Source organism: Dyella sp. (genome assembly GCF_035685885.1).
In the GTDB taxonomy this organism is placed as follows: domain Bacteria; phylum Pseudomonadota; class Gammaproteobacteria; order Xanthomonadales; family Rhodanobacteraceae; genus Dyella.
On sequence record NZ_DASRZX010000161.1, the window covers coordinates 1 to 17,880 of the forward strand.

General features: G+C 65.2%; 9 protein-coding genes. 3 read left to right on the forward strand and 6 right to left on the reverse strand.

What is annotated here, in order from left to right; all coding sequences use genetic code 11:
• The coding region (locus VFG49_RS18120) for a DUF6632 domain-containing protein (protein WP_324863175.1) at positions 1–309 on the forward strand (309 nt) is incomplete at its 5' end.
• 146 nt (positions 310–455) lie between these two features.
• Here VFG49_RS18120 and VFG49_RS18125 read toward each other — a convergent pair.
• From VFG49_RS18125 to VFG49_RS18145, 5 genes are all read right to left on the reverse strand, one after another.
• The gene (locus VFG49_RS18125) at positions 456–2,534 is read right to left on the reverse strand and encodes a M13 family metallopeptidase (protein WP_324863177.1); all 2,079 of its coding nucleotides are present in this window, start codon (positions 2,532–2,534) and stop codon (positions 456–458) included.
• A 184-nt stretch (positions 2,535–2,718) separates the two neighbouring features.
• Positions 2,719–6,510: a translocation/assembly module TamB domain-containing protein gene (locus VFG49_RS18130; RefSeq protein WP_324863179.1), complete on the reverse strand. Its 3,792-nt coding sequence runs from the start codon at positions 6,508–6,510 to the stop codon at positions 2,719–2,721.
• Between the two features lie 11 nt (positions 6,511–6,521).
• Positions 6,522–8,282, reverse strand: a complete 1,761-nt coding sequence (locus VFG49_RS18135; RefSeq protein WP_324863181.1) for an autotransporter assembly complex family protein — start codon at positions 8,280–8,282, stop codon at positions 6,522–6,524.
• 112 nt (positions 8,283–8,394) lie between these two features.
• Positions 8,395–10,992 (reverse strand): glycosyltransferase, encoded by a 2,598-nt coding sequence (locus VFG49_RS18140; RefSeq protein ID WP_324863183.1) that lies wholly within the window; start codon positions 10,990–10,992, stop codon positions 8,395–8,397.
• Positions 10,993–11,120: 128 nt separating this feature from the next.
• Entirely contained in the window at positions 11,121–11,705 is a 585-nt protein-coding gene (locus VFG49_RS18145; protein WP_324863185.1) for a LuxR C-terminal-related transcriptional regulator, read from the reverse strand.
• A 206-nt stretch (positions 11,706–11,911) separates the two neighbouring features.
• Here VFG49_RS18145 and VFG49_RS18150 point away from each other — a divergent pair, with 206 nt between their 5' ends.
• Positions 11,912–12,964, forward strand: a complete 1,053-nt coding sequence (locus tag VFG49_RS18150; RefSeq protein ID WP_324863187.1) for a class I SAM-dependent methyltransferase — start codon at positions 11,912–11,914, stop codon at positions 12,962–12,964.
• Positions 12,965–13,162: 198 nt separating this feature from the next.
• Here the strand turns inward: VFG49_RS18150 and VFG49_RS18155 are convergent, their stop codons facing one another.
• Complete coding sequence (locus VFG49_RS18155) at positions 13,163–13,630, reverse strand: Dps family protein (protein ID WP_324863190.1); 468 nt, start codon at positions 13,628–13,630, stop codon at positions 13,163–13,165.
• Between the two features lie 118 nt (positions 13,631–13,748).
• Between VFG49_RS18155 and hrpA the strand changes: the two genes are divergently transcribed.
• The gene (gene hrpA / locus VFG49_RS18160; RefSeq protein ID WP_324863192.1) at positions 13,749–17,873 is read left to right on the forward strand and encodes an ATP-dependent RNA helicase HrpA; all 4,125 of its coding nucleotides are present in this window, start codon (positions 13,749–13,751) and stop codon (positions 17,871–17,873) included.
• The last annotated feature ends 7 nt before the right edge of the window (positions 17,874–17,880 follow it).

Genomic DNA, 17,880 nt, shown 5'->3' on the forward strand with positions numbered 1-17,880 from the left:
CTCTATCCGCTGATGCAGGTTTGGCCATCCGGATGGAAATGGCACGAAGGCTATTCGGACTATCCGATGATGATCGTGGGCGTCTACGCCACGCTGGGCGTGTTCCTCATCCTTGCGGCTCGTGATTCGCTCGCCCATCGAAGCATCATATGGTTTTTCGTGTGGTCGAGCGTGGTGCATGGCGGAATCATGGCGGTGCAGGCGTTGAGCCATGCCGAGCATATGGCGCACTTGTGGGGCGACGTGCCGGCATTGCTTTTTGCGGCGATCGTGCTGGCGGTGTTGATGCCGAGGCCGGCGCGGATGTAAGTGACCGCGAGGATGGATCGCGCACTGGGTGCGCTCCTACAGAAGAGCGTCGTCCTTGTAGGAGCGCACCCAGTGCGCGATTTGCGAAACAAAAGAGCCACGCCCCTCACGAGGCGTGGCTCTTGTCTACCGAAGTGCTTGGACGCTTACCAGATCTTCACGCGATCCGCCGGCGCCAAGTACAGCGTCTCGCCCGCCTTGGGCTTGAACGTGTCGTACCAGTTGTCGATGTTGCGCACGGTCTGCGCGCGGAAGCGGCCCGGGGCGTGCTCGTTGCCCACCACCTGCGCGCGCAGCGCGGCGTCACGGGTCTTCTCGCGCCAGCTCTGGCCGAAGGCGAGGAAGAAGCGCTGGTCGCCGGTGAGTCCGTCGATCACCGGTGCAGGCTTGCCGCCAAGCGACTTCTGGTAGGCGAGATAGGCAATGGTCAGGCCGGACACGTCGGCGATGTTCTCGCCCAGTGTCTGCTGGCCGTTCACGTGCAGTCCCGGCAGCGCTTCATAGGCGTTGAACTGCTCGGCCAGCTTCTGGCCGGCGGCCTTGAAGTGCGCCTGGTCTTCCGGTGTCCACCAGTTGGCGAGGTTGCCCTGCGCGTCGAACTCGGCACCCAGGTTGTCGAAGCTGTGGCTGATCTCATGACCGATCACCGCACCGATCGAACCGTAGTTGGCGGCAGCGTCGGCCTTCGGATCGAAGAACGGCGCTTCGAGAATCGCCGCCGGGAAGTTGAGGGCATTCTGCAGCGGCAGGTTCACCGCATTCACCGTCTGCGGCGTCATCCACCACTCGCCGCGATCGACCGGCTGGCTGAGCTTGGCAAGCTGTTGCTGATACTCGTACTTCCTGGCGCGCTGCAGGTTGCCGAGCGCATCGTCGGCGCGGATCTCCAGCTTGCCGTAGTCGCGCCATGTCTCCGGATAGCCCACGGCCACGCGGATGCTGGCGATCTTGGCCTTGGCCTTCTGGCGCGTTGCCGGGGTCATCCAGTCGAGGTGATCCACGCGGTCATCGAAGGCGGCGAGGATGTTGTGCACCATGTCTTCCACCTGCTTCTTCGACGAAGCGGGGAAATATTTCTTCACGTAGATCTGGCCCACGGCATCGCCCAGCGACACATTGGTGCTGGCAACGCCACGCTTCCAGCGATCACGCTGCTTGGGCGTACCGGACAGGGCCTGGCCGTAGAAGCCGAAGCTGAGGTCGGCGTACGCCTTGGGCAGCAGCGGCGCGACTTCGTTGATGGCGTGGAAGGTGAGGTAGTCCTTCCATGCCTGCAGCGGTTCGCTGGCGGTGAGCGCGGAAAGGCCCTTGATGCCCGGCACCTGCCACACGTCCACGATCTTCTGCTGGTCCAGGCCGCCGGCCTTGAAATAGGTGTTCCAGTCCAGGCCTGGTGCGTTCTTGCCGAACGAGGCCAGTGGCCACGGATTGTTGGCCTTGTGGATGTCCTGGCTGTCGACGATATCGACTTGGGCCTTGGCGATTTTGGTTTCGAGATCGAGGATGGTCTTGGCCTTCGCATCGGCGTCGGCAACACCGGCCTGCTTCAGCACTGCCGCGATGTAAGCCTGGTACTTGCCGCGCGTATCCACCATCGCCTTGTCATCGGAGAGGTAGTAATCGCGCGTGGGCATGCCGAGGCCGCCCTGCAAAAGGTACGGGATGTTGTGCGAGGCATCTTCCAGGCCGTGCGACACGAACAGGCCGAACAGATGCTCGGTGTGGAAGTTGGTCGCGTTGACGGGATCCACATCAGCGCGCAGGCCTTCGCCCAGCACGCGGGCGAGGTCGGCCTTGCTGGCGATGGCGTTGATGCCGACCAGTTCGGTCTTCAGTGGATCGAGTCCGCGCTTCTCGATGGTGGCCTCATCCATGAACGCGGCGTAGTAGTCGGCGATCTTGCGCTCGTTGCTGCCGGCAGCCGGATTGCCCTTGCCGGCATCGCGGATCAACTCCGCATTGCGCTGCTCGGCCTTCAGGAACACCTGCAGGAATACGCCCGTGCTGGAACGATCCGCGGGAATCTCTGCGGTCTTCTTCCACGCACCGTTGGCGTAGTTGTCGAAATCGTCGCCCGGCTTCACGCTGTGGTCGATGCCGGCCAGGTCAATGCCACTGGCGCTGCGCGCCGGCGCCTGGGCCGCCACGGGCTGGGCCGGCGATGCGGCCAGGGCGCAGGTGCTGGTCAGCGCTGCCGCGGTGAGGATCCAACGAAATTGCCGCATGTGCGGTCTCCTGGGTGGGAAGGAAGAGAACGATAGTCCCTTGTTGTGCCCGGCGGGGCATGACTTTTGGGCTATGAAAGTTTGCTGCAGGAGCGCACCCGGTGCGCGACCGCAGCATCCCGGCGTCACCGCCCCCTAGGCTTATCGCGCACTGGGTGCGCTCCTACAAGTGAAGGGAGCGCGCTCAGCGCTCGTAGCGATAATTCAAGCTGGCCCGATTGAATTCCGTGGCGTTCTGCGCCTCGAAATTCCAGTGCGAACTGAAGTGGTAGCGCAGGGTGATCACCTGGCCCGGATCGAACAGGCCCACGCCGTAACTGAGGTAAAGCCGTGGCGAGAGGTATTTGCCCACGGTGAAGGCGGAGCTGCCGTTGAGTGCGTCGCTGCTACTTACGCCGATGTCGTCGACGCCCAGCCGGGAGCCAATACTCTTGGCGAGCAGGTTGCCGGTGGCCGAACCCAGCGCTTGCGCAGCGGCGCCCACCATGCTGCCTTCGCCGCCGCGCACCTGTGACAGCGGCTTGCCGGTGACCAGATAGGACAGCGCGTCCGATTGCTCCATCACCGGCTGCGAGAACACCGTGAGCACGGGGCGCTGCGCCGTGCCACCGACATTGAGGCCCACCTTCTGGCCATCGTCGATGGTGGCATTGGGATTGAGCTTGCGGATGGCGCGGATGTTGAGGCCGGGATTGTCGATGGGCGTGGTGGCGAACAGCAGCTGGCCGCGCTCGATCTCCAGGTTCTGGCCATAGGCCTTGTATGTGCCGGCCACTTCGATCTGGCCCTGGCCCGTGGTGGCGCGGCCCGGCCGCTCGCTTACCACCAGCTGTCCATGCAGGCGGCCATCGAGGCCCATTCCGACGAGGTGAGCCTTGTCGCCCAGCTTCACCGTTACCGTGGCGCTGATCGGCATGCGGCTGGCCTGTTCCTCGCGCTGTTTCTCGTCGACGATGACAACATCGGGCGACGCCTTGGTCGCGCCGGCACCGGGCAGCTTGTCGAGGTTTACATCGGCGCTGTCGAGCGTGACGCTGCCGGTGATGTCCAGGCCGTTGGCGTCGTGGCGCACGGCCAGATCGGGTGAGAGGGCCACCTTCGCGGAGGGAAGGTCGATCGCCTTGAAGTTGCTGCCCTTCACCGACAGCACGCTCTGCGCATCGGCACCCAGCGACGCCGTGCCTTGCAGCAGCACGCTGCCATCGCCCGAATGCAACGTGCCGTCGAGCCGGAAATGTTGCGCGTCGGTGGTGGCGATCACCACGCGACCCTGGCTGAGCTTCAAGCCCATCGAGGGAATCTCGGCCGCAAAATCGCTGATGCCAGCCTGGCCGTTGACCGCGGGCTGGGCGAGCGTGCCACCCAGCGTGAAATTGCCGTGGATGGCACCCTTGGGATTGACCACTTCGGTGGTGAAGATCTCCAGCAGCGCGAGGTTCTTGACGTCGAGTGCGACCTGTCCGCCCAAGGCTTGCTGCGCCCCGGTGATGGTGACCTGGCCGTCCAGACGTCCATTGTTGGTGAGTGCGGCGTGCAGGTCGATGCGCTGGCTCGCCGGGCTCAGCTGCGCGTTGAGCGCGAGATTGTTGTAGGTGATAAGCGGCTCGTCGGGACGATCGGCATAGGCGATGGAGCCATGCGCGGACGTGATGCTCGCCGTGCCGTTGAGTGCGCCCGCCGTGTTTCGGCGCAGGTTTCCGCTGCCCTCCAGCGTGCCTTCCACGCGCATCGGCACCTTGGCCGTGCTGGCGGCGCTCATCAGCAACGCGATAGGCAGGTTGTGCAACCGGTAGCTGGCATCGAGGTTACCGGCCTTGTCCTGCTTGGCTGCCGCGCACAGCAAGGGATCGCCCGCGGTCAGGCACAGCTCGGAAAGACTCATGGCGCCGTCGTTGTACGACAACGTCGTGGAATGCTGCAGGCGCCAGCGGGGCAGGCCGGCGAAATCGACGTTGAGCGTGGAAAGCGTGCCGTTCCACGCCGAGCCCTTCATGCCGCCGCTCAACATGAGTTCCGTGGACAACGGTTGTCCGCGCGCATCCAGCGTAAGGCTGTGCCGCTCGGCCGTACCGTCGCCGTGCAGCGTGACCTGGGTGAAGCCCATGCCGCCCGCGGTGACGCCCGTGGTCTGCAGATCCAGCTTGCCGCCGGGATGGCTGATATCCGGCACGTTGGCCAGCAGGTGCAAGTTGTCGACCTTCTGGCCCGCGTAGCTCAATGCATTGCCTTGAAGGTTGGCTTCGACAGCGAGTTTCGGGTGCTTGCCCGTCACGTGGATGGTGCCCTGCAGGCGACCCGCGGCATCGGGCAGCCAGTCGGCGAGTGTGGCAACGGCAAGCTTGAGCGTGACATCGTTGCTGTTGCCGGGCCTGGCATCGACCAGCACATCGCTGCTGCCCGACGTGAGATGCAGTTTGCCGTCAACCACGCCTTCGGGCGGAAGATGCAACTTGCCGTCGCCATGCACGGTGCGCTCGCGCAGGCGGCCATCGAGCTTGCGGATATCCAGCGTTACATCGGGACGGCCTTCCGGCAGCGTGCCTTGCGAAGCGATGTCGAAATCCAGTGAGCCGTTCCATTTCGCCAGCAGATGCCCGGGATCGAAGCGGTTTGCGGTGGCCTCCATCTGCCAGCCCAGCGCAGGCTGCAGCACCAGCATGCCCTGGGCCTGCAGCTGGCCTTGCGGCTGCTTCACCGTCAGCGCGTGCAGCTGGATTTCCTTCTGCGTGCCGTCGAGGTCGAGCGTGACGTCGGCAAACTTGCCCGGCGCGCCGATGGCGAGGGCGCCGCTGACGTGGAACTTGTCCAGGCTGCCTTTCGCCTTGAGGTTGCCGTGGCTCTGCACGGGCTGGCCGAGCATGTCCTCGGGCAATTCGACATCCTTCCAGTCCACCGATAGATCTGCGGCCAGCGGCTGCGCGCCTAGTTGCAGCATGCCTCCGATACCGACGGCGCCCCTGAACTGCGGCGATGTCAGGCCAAGCTGCTCGATGGTCAGCGTCTTGAAGTCGTCGCTGAAGCGCGCGCTCAAAGGGCGCAGCTGTAGTTGGTAGTCGTTGAGGCCGACCTGGCCGGTCAGTGTGCCGCTGCGGCGGTCACCCTTGCCTTCGAGCGCTACGGCAAGCGCCGTGAGCGAGCTTTCGCCGATCAGCGGCTTGGGATCGAAGCCCGGCGCATCCACACGGGCCGTCCATGCGTAGTCGCCGCCCTGGGCCCACTGCAATTGAACGCGCGTAGCCATGGGTTGCGCCAGCTGCAAGTCCAGGCGCGCCTGCTTGCCGTCGCCGTGCAAGGCGACCTGTCCGGCGTACTCCGTGCCGCTGACGGTCCAGCCGAAAACGGCCTTGCTGTCGCCGCGATACACGCCGCCGACGATCATCGTCCCCGTGAGGTCCGCATGGCCGTCGGGCGCGCGCAGGATCAGCTGGCGCAGCGCGATGCCGCTGTTGGTCCAGCTGCCGGCGACGTCGAGCGTGTTGGACGCGAACAGCGTCCGGCCTTCCTGCGTGATCGTCACGGCGCCGACGTGTGCACGCTCCAGCACGATCGGCAGCGGCGGTTGCCACGAGAAGCTGCTTTCACTCTGCGGTTCTGGCTCGCTCTTGGGCAGCGCTACATTCACGCCGTCCACGTCCAGCGTGAGCACGTGCAGTCGCTTGCGCAACAGGGCAGGGACACTGAAGTCGAGGTGCGCCTTGGCCACCTTCACGTCGAGGCCCTTGCCATCGACGTAACGCACGCCGGCGAGATCGAGCGGCCCGACCAGGCGTCCCTGCGCCGATTGCACCGACAGCGCGCCCTTGATGAATCCTTCGGCCCGCGCCAGCGCAAAGCGCAGGCCCGCGCCGGTGCCGATCAGCCACGCCACCGCCAGCAGCACCAACAGCAACACCGCGAGCAACGACCACAGCGTCCAGCGCAGCCAGCGCCGGCGCGGCGAGGGAGCAGGGGCGGAGGCGGGCGTGGCGGCATTCATCGCGACGATCTCTAGAGATCCGGGCCGATCACGACGTGCAGTTCCACGCCGTGCTCATCGGGATTGTCCACCGGCATGCCCAGGTCCACCCGGATCATACCCACCGGAGAAAGCCAGCGTACGCCCAGGCCCGCGCCGACCTTCGGGCGGTAGTCGGTACCACTGAAGGCGTTGCCGGCGTCGACAAAGGCGGCCATGCCCCAGTTGCGGTTGAAGTAGTGCTCTACCTCCGTGCTTCCCACCAACAGGTTCTTGCCGCCTATCACGCGGCCGTAGGCATTCTTCGGGCCGATGCTCTGGTAGCTGTAGCCGCGCACCGAACGGTCGCCACCAGCGAAGAAGCGCAGTTGCGGCGGCAGGTCGCTGAAATTGTCCGTCCAGGTGGCGCCGGCGGTCGCACGCAAGATCAGTCGGTTGCGCCCCGCGAACGAAGTGATCCATTTGCCGTCGGCGGTGACCTGGCTGAAGCTGGCGTCCGACAGCAGGCCACCGATGGTGCTGCGCGCCGCGAACGTCAATGACCAGCCGCTGCGCACGAAGATCGGGTTGTCACCGGATTTGCGCGACAGCGACACCTCCGGATAGAACAGGTTGCTGCGTCCGTGCTCGATGCCCGGTGCATCGTCGGGCTCGCCATTCTTCTGGCCGACGGTGAAGGTGCCATCCAGCGCATGCAGGCCGACAGTGCGCACCCAGCCATGCCACAGCCGTGTTTCGTTGGCGACGATCTCCAGTGTCTTGGAGTGCGAGGTATCGGTATCAGAATCGCGATAGGTGGCGCCGTAGTTGAAGCTGCGCTGGTTGGGGCCGGGCAGGGGAACCGAATACAGCGTGGACAGTGTCTTGAGGTTCTGCGCCAGCACCAGTTCGTTCTTCCACTTGTGGCCGCTGCCGTTCACCCAGCGCCGCTCCATGGCCGCGCGAACGCCCACGCCCGTGTCGGTGCCGATGAACGGGCCGCCGGTATAAATGGTGCGCTTGGCGGGCGCGAGTTCCACCTTCACATCGACCACGCCGTTCTTCTTGTCGTCGATGTCGGGCAGCACGTTGACCACGGCGAAGTAGTCGGCGCCGTTCAGCGCCTGCTGCAGCTGGAGCAGCTTGTCCTGTTCGAAATATTCGCCCGACTTGAACGGCACATAGCGATCGAGGAAGCCGGGCTTGAATTGCGAGCCCTCGAAATGCACCTCGCCAAAGCGATAGCGCGGACCTGCCTGCCATTCCAGGTTGATCACCGCCGTGCGTTCGCCGCGGTTGACGTCCACCCGATGGGTGACGAGTCTCGCATCGAGAAAACCGTTGGCGGTGAGCGCGCCGCTCAGGGCATCGCGTTCGCTGTCGTATTGGCCGTGATTGAGCGTCTGGCCCTTGAAGTTCTCGATCGTGCGCTGCGCACGGCGGATGGACGGGATGGACGCCGCTTCCTTGTCGAGCTTGAGATTCACCGCGGTGACTGTCACCGGCGGGCCCGGCGTTACATGCAGCGTGACGCGCCAGTCATTGCCGACCGGGTCGAGCTGCCCCTGCACCTGCGCCTCGTAGTAGCCGTAAGGTTCCAGCGAACTCTTGGCCTGCTCCAGCGCCTGCGTGTAGAGCCGTTTCACCTGCGCTTCGGTGACGTCGCGATTGGCGTACTGCGAGACATCCACGCCTGATGTGACGGCGAGCCTGAGCGGGTCCTCCACGCCTTCCACCACCAGCTGCACGCCTGCATGCGCCAGCCATGGGGCCAGCAGCAGCGGCAGCAGCATCAGGCGGCAGAGTCGTCGCATGCGGTCCTGATTCCATCCTGGAAGGGCGGCTATGCACGCATCGATGACGCGTGCGACCCCAGCTTAGCCGATAGATCTCGCGCGCCCGTGAACGACGCGCGAGATGCAGCGATCAACCGGCCTTGTCGCCCGCCTTGTGCGCAATCCACGCGCCCACCACGGCAGACACGTACGGAATCGACTGCGCCGCGAGGATGAACATCCACAGCGTGCCTTCGACGTACTGCGTGCCAAAGCGCATACCCATGCCGATCACGCAGCCGAGCAGGGCGATGGCCATCAGCAGTTCTTCGCGCACCGGCGCGAACGCGGCGAAGTTGCTGCCGCCCAGGCGGCGGCTCTTGGCGGTTACCACGAACGAGGTCTTCTCGCGCGTGAGGCCATGCAGGATGCCGCGCGCGATGGCGTGCGACAGGCCCATGCTGGCCAGCGACGCCATCAGCGTGTCGTACCAGCTGCAGGGGACGCGCGCGCGGTACAGCACGATGCCGAAGATCGCCTTGGCGAAGAAGAAGCCGATCACCGGAATCAGGAACAGCTGCATCGGCAGGCTGAAGATGGTCGGGAACGCGACCATGCCAGCGGTCCAGAAGATCGCCATCATGGTGAAGATGAGATGCAGGGCGTCGGCGAACCAGCTGAACCAGCCGGTGAGGAAGTGGAAGCGCTGGCCGCCGGAAAGCGGGCCCTTCCTGGTCATCCAGTCCCAGCGACCCTTGAGGATCTGCATCGCGCCGAAGGCCCAGCGATAACGCTGGCTCTTGTACGCCTTGAAGTCGGCCGGGGTGAGGCCCTTGCCCATCAACTCGTCGACGTAGACCAGCTCGTAGCCGGCATGCATCAGGCGCAGGCCAAGCTCGGCGTCCTCGCAGATGGTCCACTCGGACCAGCCGCCGGTGCCTTCCAGCGCCGAGCGGCGCACCATGGTCATGGTGCCGTGCTGGATGATGGCGTTGCGCTCGTTGCGATGGTGCATGCCGATGCGGAAGAAGCCGTCGTATTCCCACGCGGTCATGCGGCGGAAGCGGTTGTGCTCGAAGTCGCGGTGCGCCTGCGGGCACTGCACCACGGCCACCTTCGGGTCGTGGAAGTAGCCCGTCAGGCTGGCGAGCCAGTCGTTGCGCACTTCGTAGTCGGCGTCGATCACCGCCACCACGTCGGCACGCGGATCGGTTTCCTTCAGGCCGAAGTTGAGTGCGCCGGCCTTGAAGCCCGGCCACGGTTCCAGGTGGAAGAAGCGGAACTTGCTGCCCAGCTTCTCGCAGTACTCCTGCACCGGCTTCCAGATCGCCGGGTCCTTGGTGTTGTTGTCGATCACCAGGACTTCGAAATTCTCGTAGTCCAACGCGGCCAGCGAGTCGAGCGTGACGAACACCATTTCCGGCGGCTCGTTGTAGCAGGCCAGGTGGATCGACACGAACGGCTGCTTCTCCACCGGGTCAGGCGGCAGCAGGCCGGCTTCACGCACCCAGCCGCGACGCCACAGCACCTCGGTGAACTCGAAGCCGTTGATGAGCAGGATGGCGAGGATGGCGATCTGGGCCGGGAACAGCAGCACCAGCATGGTCCAGTCGATCCAGCTCAGGTAGAAATTGAACGGCAGCGTGGCCGACCACACGATCAGGCCGCAGGCCAGCTGGATCAGCGCGCAGAAGAACAGGCGACCCATCACCTTGAAGCGGCTGTAGCGGCGTGCGAACCAGATCATCGGCAGCAGCGCCAGCAAGCTGGCGGCCAGCGCCTTCCACGGCCACGCGGTGTCTTCGGTCACCGGCCCGGTGAACGGGAACTTCAACTGACGGTCGGCGTTGAACATGCCCCAGTAGGCTTCCGTGCGACCGGAGAGCTTTTCCTTCCAGGGCTGGTCGAACGCTTCCATGATGTAGTAGTCGATGTTCTGCTTCTTGGCAGCAACGAACCACTGACGCAGGAAGATCGCCTCGTTGGATACGGAAGGATCGGCATGTTCGAAGCGGTCGCCGTTCGACGGCCAGCCGATTTCGCCGATCACGATCGGCTTGTTCGGGTAAAGGCGCTTGAGCGTGTCGTAGCTTGCCAGCGCATCACCGATGGCGCCGCTGCGATCAATGCCATTCCAGTAAGGGAACAAGTGCACCGTGATGAAATCGACGTGGTCGACCAGCTCCGGATACTTGATCCACAGATGCACCGGCTCGGCCACCGACACCGGCTGATGCAGCGCCGCGCGCACGCGGTCCACGTACGTCATCAATTGTTCGGGCGGGATGTCGTTGCGGAACAGCACCTCGTTGCCGACGATCACCCGGTTGATCGAGTTGGGATAGCGACGCGCCTGCGCGATCAGCGTCTCGATTTCCTTCTCGTTGTTTTCCATGCGTCGATCGATCCACGCACCGGCCATCACCTGCAGGCCGTCCTTCTCGGCCAGGCGATACACCTGCGGATTCTGCAGCGTGGAATAGGTGCGGATGCGCGGCGTGTATTGCTTGAGCAGCTTGAGGTCGCTGTCGATTTCCTCATCGGAGGGGAAATCGTTCTTCAGCGGGTTCTGGTAGCGCTGGAAAGCGGACAGCGCGAAACCGCCGATCGGGCCTTTCCAGTCCTCGGGGCCGTGTGGCAGGTTGCTCCACCACCACAGACCGATGTTCATGGCGGCCACGATCAGGGCGAGCAGGATGGCTGCAAGCAGCGGATGCCGGCTGTCGTGGTTGGTCAATCGAGCGCTCAAAACGATCCCCGTGGCTGCCTCACACGAGGCCGAAAAGCCTCAAGAGCTTAACTAGGGAGCGCATCGGGCTCAATCAACCGTGAGCCGAGGTGGTCAGCGCAAGGTCAGGCCGGACGTATCGAGCGCCGTCACGCGCACGATCCGGCGGTTCTGCACAGCGTCGCGACCAGCGTGGCCTGGCTGTGCTTGACGGTTTTTTCGAAGATGTGCTTGAGGTGGTTGCGGGCGGTCCCTTCGCCCATGGCGAGCATGCGGGCGCATTCGCGCAGGTCGTAGCCATCGGCGAGCATGCCGGCCAGCGCGGCCTCCCGCGGCGTCAGGCCGAACGCCACGGCCAGCGCTTCGCGCGGAACCGGCTGCAAATGTTCAGGCGCCGTGATGAAGAGCGCGACGCCGCATGGCGGCCCGGCGAGCGGGGACAGGCGTAGCAGCAACGGCGCAGCATGCCGGGCGCGGCGATGCAGCTTCAGGTAACAGGGCGCGCCGTTCGCCGCATCCGCGTCCTGGGCCGAGGTGGCCATCAAGGCGATGGCGTGCCGCAAGCGGCGAGTTTCCGTGGTCGAGGCCGCGCCCAGGCCAGTAGGGCTATCCATCAATCCGTCCTGCCGCGCCAGCAGGTCGCGCGCCACGCGGTTCACATAACTGGGATGGGCATGGGCATCGGCCAGGATCACGCCGATCAGCCATTGGTCGAGCACCTGCTGCAGCGACATGGCGCGCAGCTCACCGTCTCGTGCCGCCGGCACGCGCGATTCCCCTGCGGGTGGGCGTCGAGGCGGGCGCGGCATGACGGACTCCCGCGGCCGGCCTAGTGCTTATGCGCTGTCCGGTATGGGACAGGCAGCGGCGTGGCCGGCGGCGTATGCAGGAAGACGCATCCTACTCCACTGCCTCGCAGGCGGTGTCGCGGAGTTCTGCCATGGCTATCGACGAACAAAGACTTCACGCGTTCCTTGGGCAAGCGGTCGGCGACCTTGGGGCGGCCGTCAGCGCCACCCTCATCCAGATCGGCGACGAGCTGGGCTTCTACAAGGCGTTGGCGGCAGAACGGCTGACGTCCGCCGAACTGGCCGAACGAACCGGCACCCATGAACGTTATGTGCGCGAATGGCTGGGCAACCAGGCAGCGGGCGGCTACGTGGAGTACGACGAGGCCACGGGTCGCTATGGATTGAGCGAGGAGCAGGCCCTGTGCCTGGCCGATCCACGCGGCCCGGTCGATTTACCCGGCGCTTATGCGATCGTCGAAGCGATGTTCCATGCCAAGGAACGCACGCTGGAGCATTTCCGCAACGGCCAGGGCATGGAGTGGGGCGAACATCATCCCTGCCTGTTCCGGGGCACCGAGCGTTTCTTCCGCGCCGGCTACAACGCGAACCTGATCGGCGCCTGGCTTCCCGCGCTGGACGGCGTGATCGACAAGTTGCGCAGCGGTGGCCGCGCGGCGGACGTGGGTTGCGGCCACGGTGCAAGCACGATCCTCATGGCGCAGTCGTTTCCCGAGTCCCAGTTCGTCGGCTACGACTACCACGGGCCATCGATCGACGTGGCGCGCGAACGGGCGAAGGCTGCTGGCGTCGGCAATGCCTCCTTCGAGGTGGCCGACGCCACCAGCTACGCGGGCAAGGACTTCGACCTGATCGCCTTCTTCGACTGCCTGCACGACATGGGCGATCCGGTCGGTGCGGCGAAGCACGCGAGGTCTGCCCTGAAGGGCGACGGCAACTGCATGATCGTGGAGCCGTTTGCAGGCAATCGCGTGAAGGACAACCTCAATCCCGTAGGGCGCGTGTATTTCGGCGCGTCCGCGCAGATCTGCGTCCCGGTATCGCTCGCGCGGCACGGTCCGGCCCTTGGTGCGCAGGCGGGAGAGGAGAGGCTGCGCGAGGTCGTAGTGGACGGCGGCGGTTTCCAGCGCTTCCGCCGTGCGGCGGAGACGCCGTTCAACATCGTGCTGGAGGCGAGGCCTTAGCTTTGCCGGCTAACCGCGACACTCCGCGTTTCGGTGGTTCTTTTTCGCTCGTCATTCTGGCGCAGGCCAGAATCCAGCAGCCACATGCCACGACCTGGCGACGCCGCCAAGGTCCAAGGCTCTGGATTCTGGCCTGCGCCTGAATGACGGTGAGGGGTTGCCGGTCACCGTCGACAACAGGCTTTCAAGGAAACGGTCTTACCTCAACAGCGACCGCAACATCCACGCCGTCTTTTCATGCTCCTTCAGTCGGCCGGTGACGATATCGGCGGTGCCTTCGTCACCCGCGCCATCGGCCACCTTGATGACCTGGCGCGCCGTGTGCGCGGCGATCTCGTGGCCTTCCACCAGCTGCCCGACCATGTCCTTCCAGTCGGGCACGCCCGCTTCTTCCTTGATGCTGGTGAGCTTGCCGAACTGGCTGTAGGAGCCCGGGGCGAACACGTCCAGGGTGCGGATGCGCTCGGCGACTTCATCGGCGGCAAGCCACAGTTCGTTGTACTGGGTCTCGAACATCGCGTGCAGGCTGTTGAATTGCGGGCCGGTGATGTTCCAGTGGAAGCTGTGGGTCTTCAGGTAGAGCGAATAAGTGTCCGCCAGCAGCTTGGATAGTTGCTGGCCGATCTGTTCCCGGTCCTTCTTGGCGATGCCGATGGAGATGGCCATGGTGTGCTCCTTTCGAGGGTAGGGATGAAACCTGGGGCCAGCTTAGTGACGGGCCCGCGGGCGGGGAAATGAATCCTGTCGATGCTTTTGATAGCCACCAGCTATCATGTGCGGTCCGATGACACAGGCAACCACACCTTCCTCCGCCACCGATCCGCGTCTGCGCGAACTGCGCAAGGCGATCGAGTCGGTATCCAGCCGCGACTACGGCCGACTGCAGGGCCGCTTGCGCGAGCTGTCGCGTCGCTTCGACGAGAAGAAGCTGGCGGCGCTCGCCGCCGATGTCGAGGCTTCCGCGGCAAAGCGCCACGCTCGCGTCCTGGCCAAGCCCGCCATCACGCTGGACGAATCGCTGCCCATCACGGCGCGCGCCCAAGAGATTGTCGAGCTGATCCGCAAGCACCAGGTCGTGGTGATCGCCGGCGAAACCGGCTCGGGCAAGACCACCCAGTTGCCCAAGCTGTGCCTCGCCGCCGGGCGCGGCGAGGCGGGCATGATCGGCTGCACCCAGCCACGCCGCCTGGCGGCACGTTCGGTGGCGCGCCGCGTGGCCGAGGAGCTGGCTACACCGCTGGGCGAGCAGGTGGGTTTCCAGGTGCGTTTCAACGACCAGGTTTCCGATCGCACGCTGATCAAGTTCATGACCGACGGCATCCTGCTGGCGGAAACGCAGGGTGATCCGTGGCTGAGTAGCTACGACACCATCATCATCGACGAGGCGCACGAACGCAGCCTCAACATCGATTTCCTGCTGGGCTATCTCAAGCGGCTGGCGGTGAAGCGTCCGTCGCTGAAGATCATCGTCACCTCGGCCACCATCGACACCGAGCGCTTCGCCGAGCATTTCGGCAACGCGCCCGTCGTGTCGGTGGAGGGGCGTGCCTATCCGGTGGAAGTGCGCTGGCGCTCAGTCGACGAAGTGGCTGCGCGGCGCGGGCAGCGCGCTGGCCACGGAGGGCCGAGTGCCGCGGGCGCAGGACGCGCAGGAGCGGCAGCCGGCGATCTGCAGCAAGGTGGTGTCGAGCACGTGGCCGCCGTGCTGGACGAGATCACCCACGACGACCCGCGCGGCGACGTGCTGATCTTTTTGCCGGGCGAGCGCGAGATCCGCGATGCGCACCTGTTGCTGTCGCGCCGCCAGTACCGCGAAACGGAAGTGCTGCCGCTGTACGCGCGTCTTTCCGCCGGCGACCAGGATCGCGTGTTCAAGCCCGGCATCAAGCGTCGCGTGGTGCTCGCCACCAACGTGGCCGAAACCTCGCTGACGGTGCCGCGCATCCGTTACGTGATTGATTCTGGCCAGGCACGCGTCAAGCGCTACAGCCAGCGCAGCCAGCTCGAACGCCTGCATGTGGAACCGATTTCGCGCGCCGCCGCTGACCAGCGCAAGGGCCGTTGCGGTCGCGTGGGGCCGGGCACCTGTTATCGCCTCTACGACGAAGCCGACTACGAAAGCCGCGCGGCGTATACCGATCCGGAGCTGCTGCGTTCTTCTCTGGCCAACGTGATCCTGCGCATGTTGTCGCTGCAGTTGGGCGAGGTGGACGAATTCCCGTTCCTCGAAGCGCCCGATCCGCGCGTGGTGGCGGACGGTTACCGGCGCCTCGCAGAGATTTCGGCCATCGACGATGCCCGCCACCTCACGCCAATCGGCCGCCTGGTGGCCCGGTTGCCGATCGACGTGCAGCTGGCGCGCATGCTGGTGGAAGCGGAGAAGCTGCACAGCCTTCGTGAAGTGCTGGCGGTGGTGTCCTTCCTCAGCATCCAGGATCCGCGCGAGCGACCGGCCGACGCGCGCCAGCAGGCCGATGCGGCACATGCGGCGTTTGCCGATCCAAAGTCCGATTTCGTCGGCGTGCTCAATCTGTGGCGCGACTACGGCAAGGCGCACGAGGACCTCACGCAATCGAAACTCCGCGACTGGTGTTCGCGCCATTTCTTGAGCTTCATGCGCATGCGCGAGTGGCGCGAGCTGCACCGACAGCTGTTGCTGGTGGTGCAGGAGTTGGGTTGGAAGCTCGATGCCGTTACTCCCTCTCCCCTTGCGGGAGAGGGGCGGGGTGAGCTCCCCAAAGGGGGCAAGGGTCCAACCTCGCGAGGCGCTCCAAAGTCCAAGGCGGTTGCTGTCGAGAAAAAACGCGATAGGGAGTTCTCCGGCGAGCACCCGCATGGGGGGCTCACCCATGCGACGTCCCCAGCGGGAAGCGAGGACGAAGTCGCTCGCCAGTACGAAGCCATCCACCGCAGCCTGCTCGCGGGCCTGCCCACGCAGGTGGGCCACAAGGACGAAAAGGGTATCTACCGCAGCACGCGCGAGCGTCGCTTCCAGGTGTTCCCGGGTTCCTCGCTGTCGAAGGTGCCACCGAACTGGATCTTCGCCGCGCAGATTCTCGATGTCGGTGGTCGCGTATGGGGCATGGCGTGCGCCCGCGTCGAACCGCTATGGATCGAACAGCAGGCCTCGCACCTGCTGCGTTCGGCGTGTCGCGACCCACACTGGTCGCGCAAGCGCGGCCACGTGGTGGCGTACGAGCAGGTCAGCCTGTTCGGCCTGACCCTGGTCGAACGGCGTCCGGTGACCTTCCAGAAGCAGGACGGGGCACTGGCCCACGAAATTTTCGTGCGCGAGGCGCTGGTCCGTTGCGACATCGATGCGCGCGCGGACTTTATCCGCGCCAACCAGCGCGTGCTTGAGGACGCGCGTGGCATCGAGGCCAAGCAGCGCCGCGAAGGCCTGCTGCGTTCCGAGGACGAACTGGTCGGCTTCTTCGAAGGCAAGCTGCCGCAGGACATCGCGGACAGTCGTGCGCTCGATGCGTGGTACCGCAAGGCACGACCCGCCGAACAGGCGGCGCTGCGCTGGTCGCTGGACGATGTGATGAGCGGCGGCGCCGGGCTCGATCCCCGCGCGTTCCCTGCCACTTTGGATATTCAACCCCAGCGTTATCGCCTCGAATACCGCTTCGTGCCCGGCGATGACGCCGATGGCGTGACCTTGCACCTGCCCCTGGCGATGTTGAATGCCTTGCCGGCGGCGCGTTGCGAATGGCTGGTGCCTGGCCTGCTGGCGGAAAAGATCGCCGAGCTGATCCGTGGCCTGCCCAAGGCGCTGCGCCGCAATTTTGTTCCCGCACCGGATTTCGCGCGCGCTTTCGCGGAAGCGGAAGCGCCGCGCGACGAATCGCTGCACAAGGCGCTCGCTGCATTCCTCAAGCGCGCCACCGGCGTGGACGTGGCGGCAGCGGATTTCGATGCGGTGGAACTGCCCGCGCATTTCCGCATGCGCTATCGCCTGCATGACGAGAACGGCAAGACGCTTGCGACGGGGCGCGATCTCGCCGCCATTCGTGCGCAGTGGGAGAGCCAGGCGCGCGAAGCGTTCTCTCGCAAGACCGACATCGAACTCACGCGGGAAGACATCGCCAGCTGGGATTTCGAGGAGATCCCTGCGCAAGTGCGCTCAGCCGGTGGCCTGATGGCGTTCCCGGCATTGGTGGACCTGGGCGACGCGGTGGCCTTGCGCGTGTTCGAACGCAGCGATGAAGCGCGCGAGGCGCACGAGCAGGGCGTGGTGCGATTGCTGCGAAACGCGCTTGCCAGTGATATGAAGCAGGCGCGTCGCCGCTTGCCGATCGCCAATCCGCTTGCGTTGAAATATGCCCCGCTCGGTGGCGTCGACGGTCTGCGCGAGGATCTGGTGGAAGGCGGCTTCAATGACCTGCTCGGGCGCCATGATCTCAACGTGCGCACGGCGGGCACGTTCCAGGGGCTGCATACGCAGATGTCGCGTGAGCTGTTCGGTGCCGCTGTCGAGCGCCTGAAGCTGGCCGAGCCGATCATCGAGGCACAGGCCGACATGAAGCCCTGGTTGCAGCCCCCCCTGATGGGTTTCGCACGCGCCAGCTACGACGACCTGCGCGAACAGCTCGATGCACTGCTCACGCAAGGGTTTCTGCGGGAACTGCCCAATTCAAGGCTGGCGCACTATCCGCGCTACCTGAAGGCCATGCGCCTGCGTGCCGAGCGCTTGCGCCAGGACCCGGCCAAGGATCAGCAGCGCATGCTGCAGGTGCTGCCCTTCTGGCGCGACTACCTCAAGCACCGTTCCGCGGGTGCCGAGGGACTCGACGAGTTGCGCTGGTTGATCGAAGAGTGGCGCGTGTCGCTGTTCGCGCAGGAGCTGAAGACGGCCGAACCGGTGTCGGCAAAGCGGCTGACGCGGGCACTCGAGGCGCTGGGCTGAGGGTCCG

What these genes read in the sequence shown, in the direction of transcription:
- VFG49_RS18155 (WP_324863190.1), bottom strand. Translation starts at nt 13,630, where the DNA reads ATGGCCATCTCCATCGGCATCGCCAAGAAGGACCGGGAACAGATCGGC.
- VFG49_RS18145 (WP_324863185.1), bottom strand. Translation starts at nt 11,705, where the DNA reads ATGTCGCTGCAGCAGGTGCTCGACCAATGGCTGATCGGCGTGATCCTG.
- VFG49_RS18135 (WP_324863181.1), bottom strand. Translation starts at nt 8,282, where the DNA reads ATGCGACGACTCTGCCGCCTGATGCTGCTGCCGCTGCTGCTGGCCCCA.
- VFG49_RS18125 (WP_324863177.1), bottom strand. Translation starts at nt 2,534, where the DNA reads ATGCGGCAATTTCGTTGGATCCTCACCGCGGCAGCGCTGACCAGCACC.
- hrpA (WP_324863192.1), top strand. Translation starts at nt 13,749, where the DNA reads ATGACACAGGCAACCACACCTTCCTCCGCCACCGATCCGCGTCTGCGC.
- VFG49_RS18130 (WP_324863179.1), bottom strand. Translation starts at nt 6,510, where the DNA reads ATGAATGCCGCCACGCCCGCCTCCGCCCCTGCTCCCTCGCCGCGCCGG.
- VFG49_RS18150 (WP_324863187.1), top strand. Translation starts at nt 11,912, where the DNA reads ATGGCTATCGACGAACAAAGACTTCACGCGTTCCTTGGGCAAGCGGTC.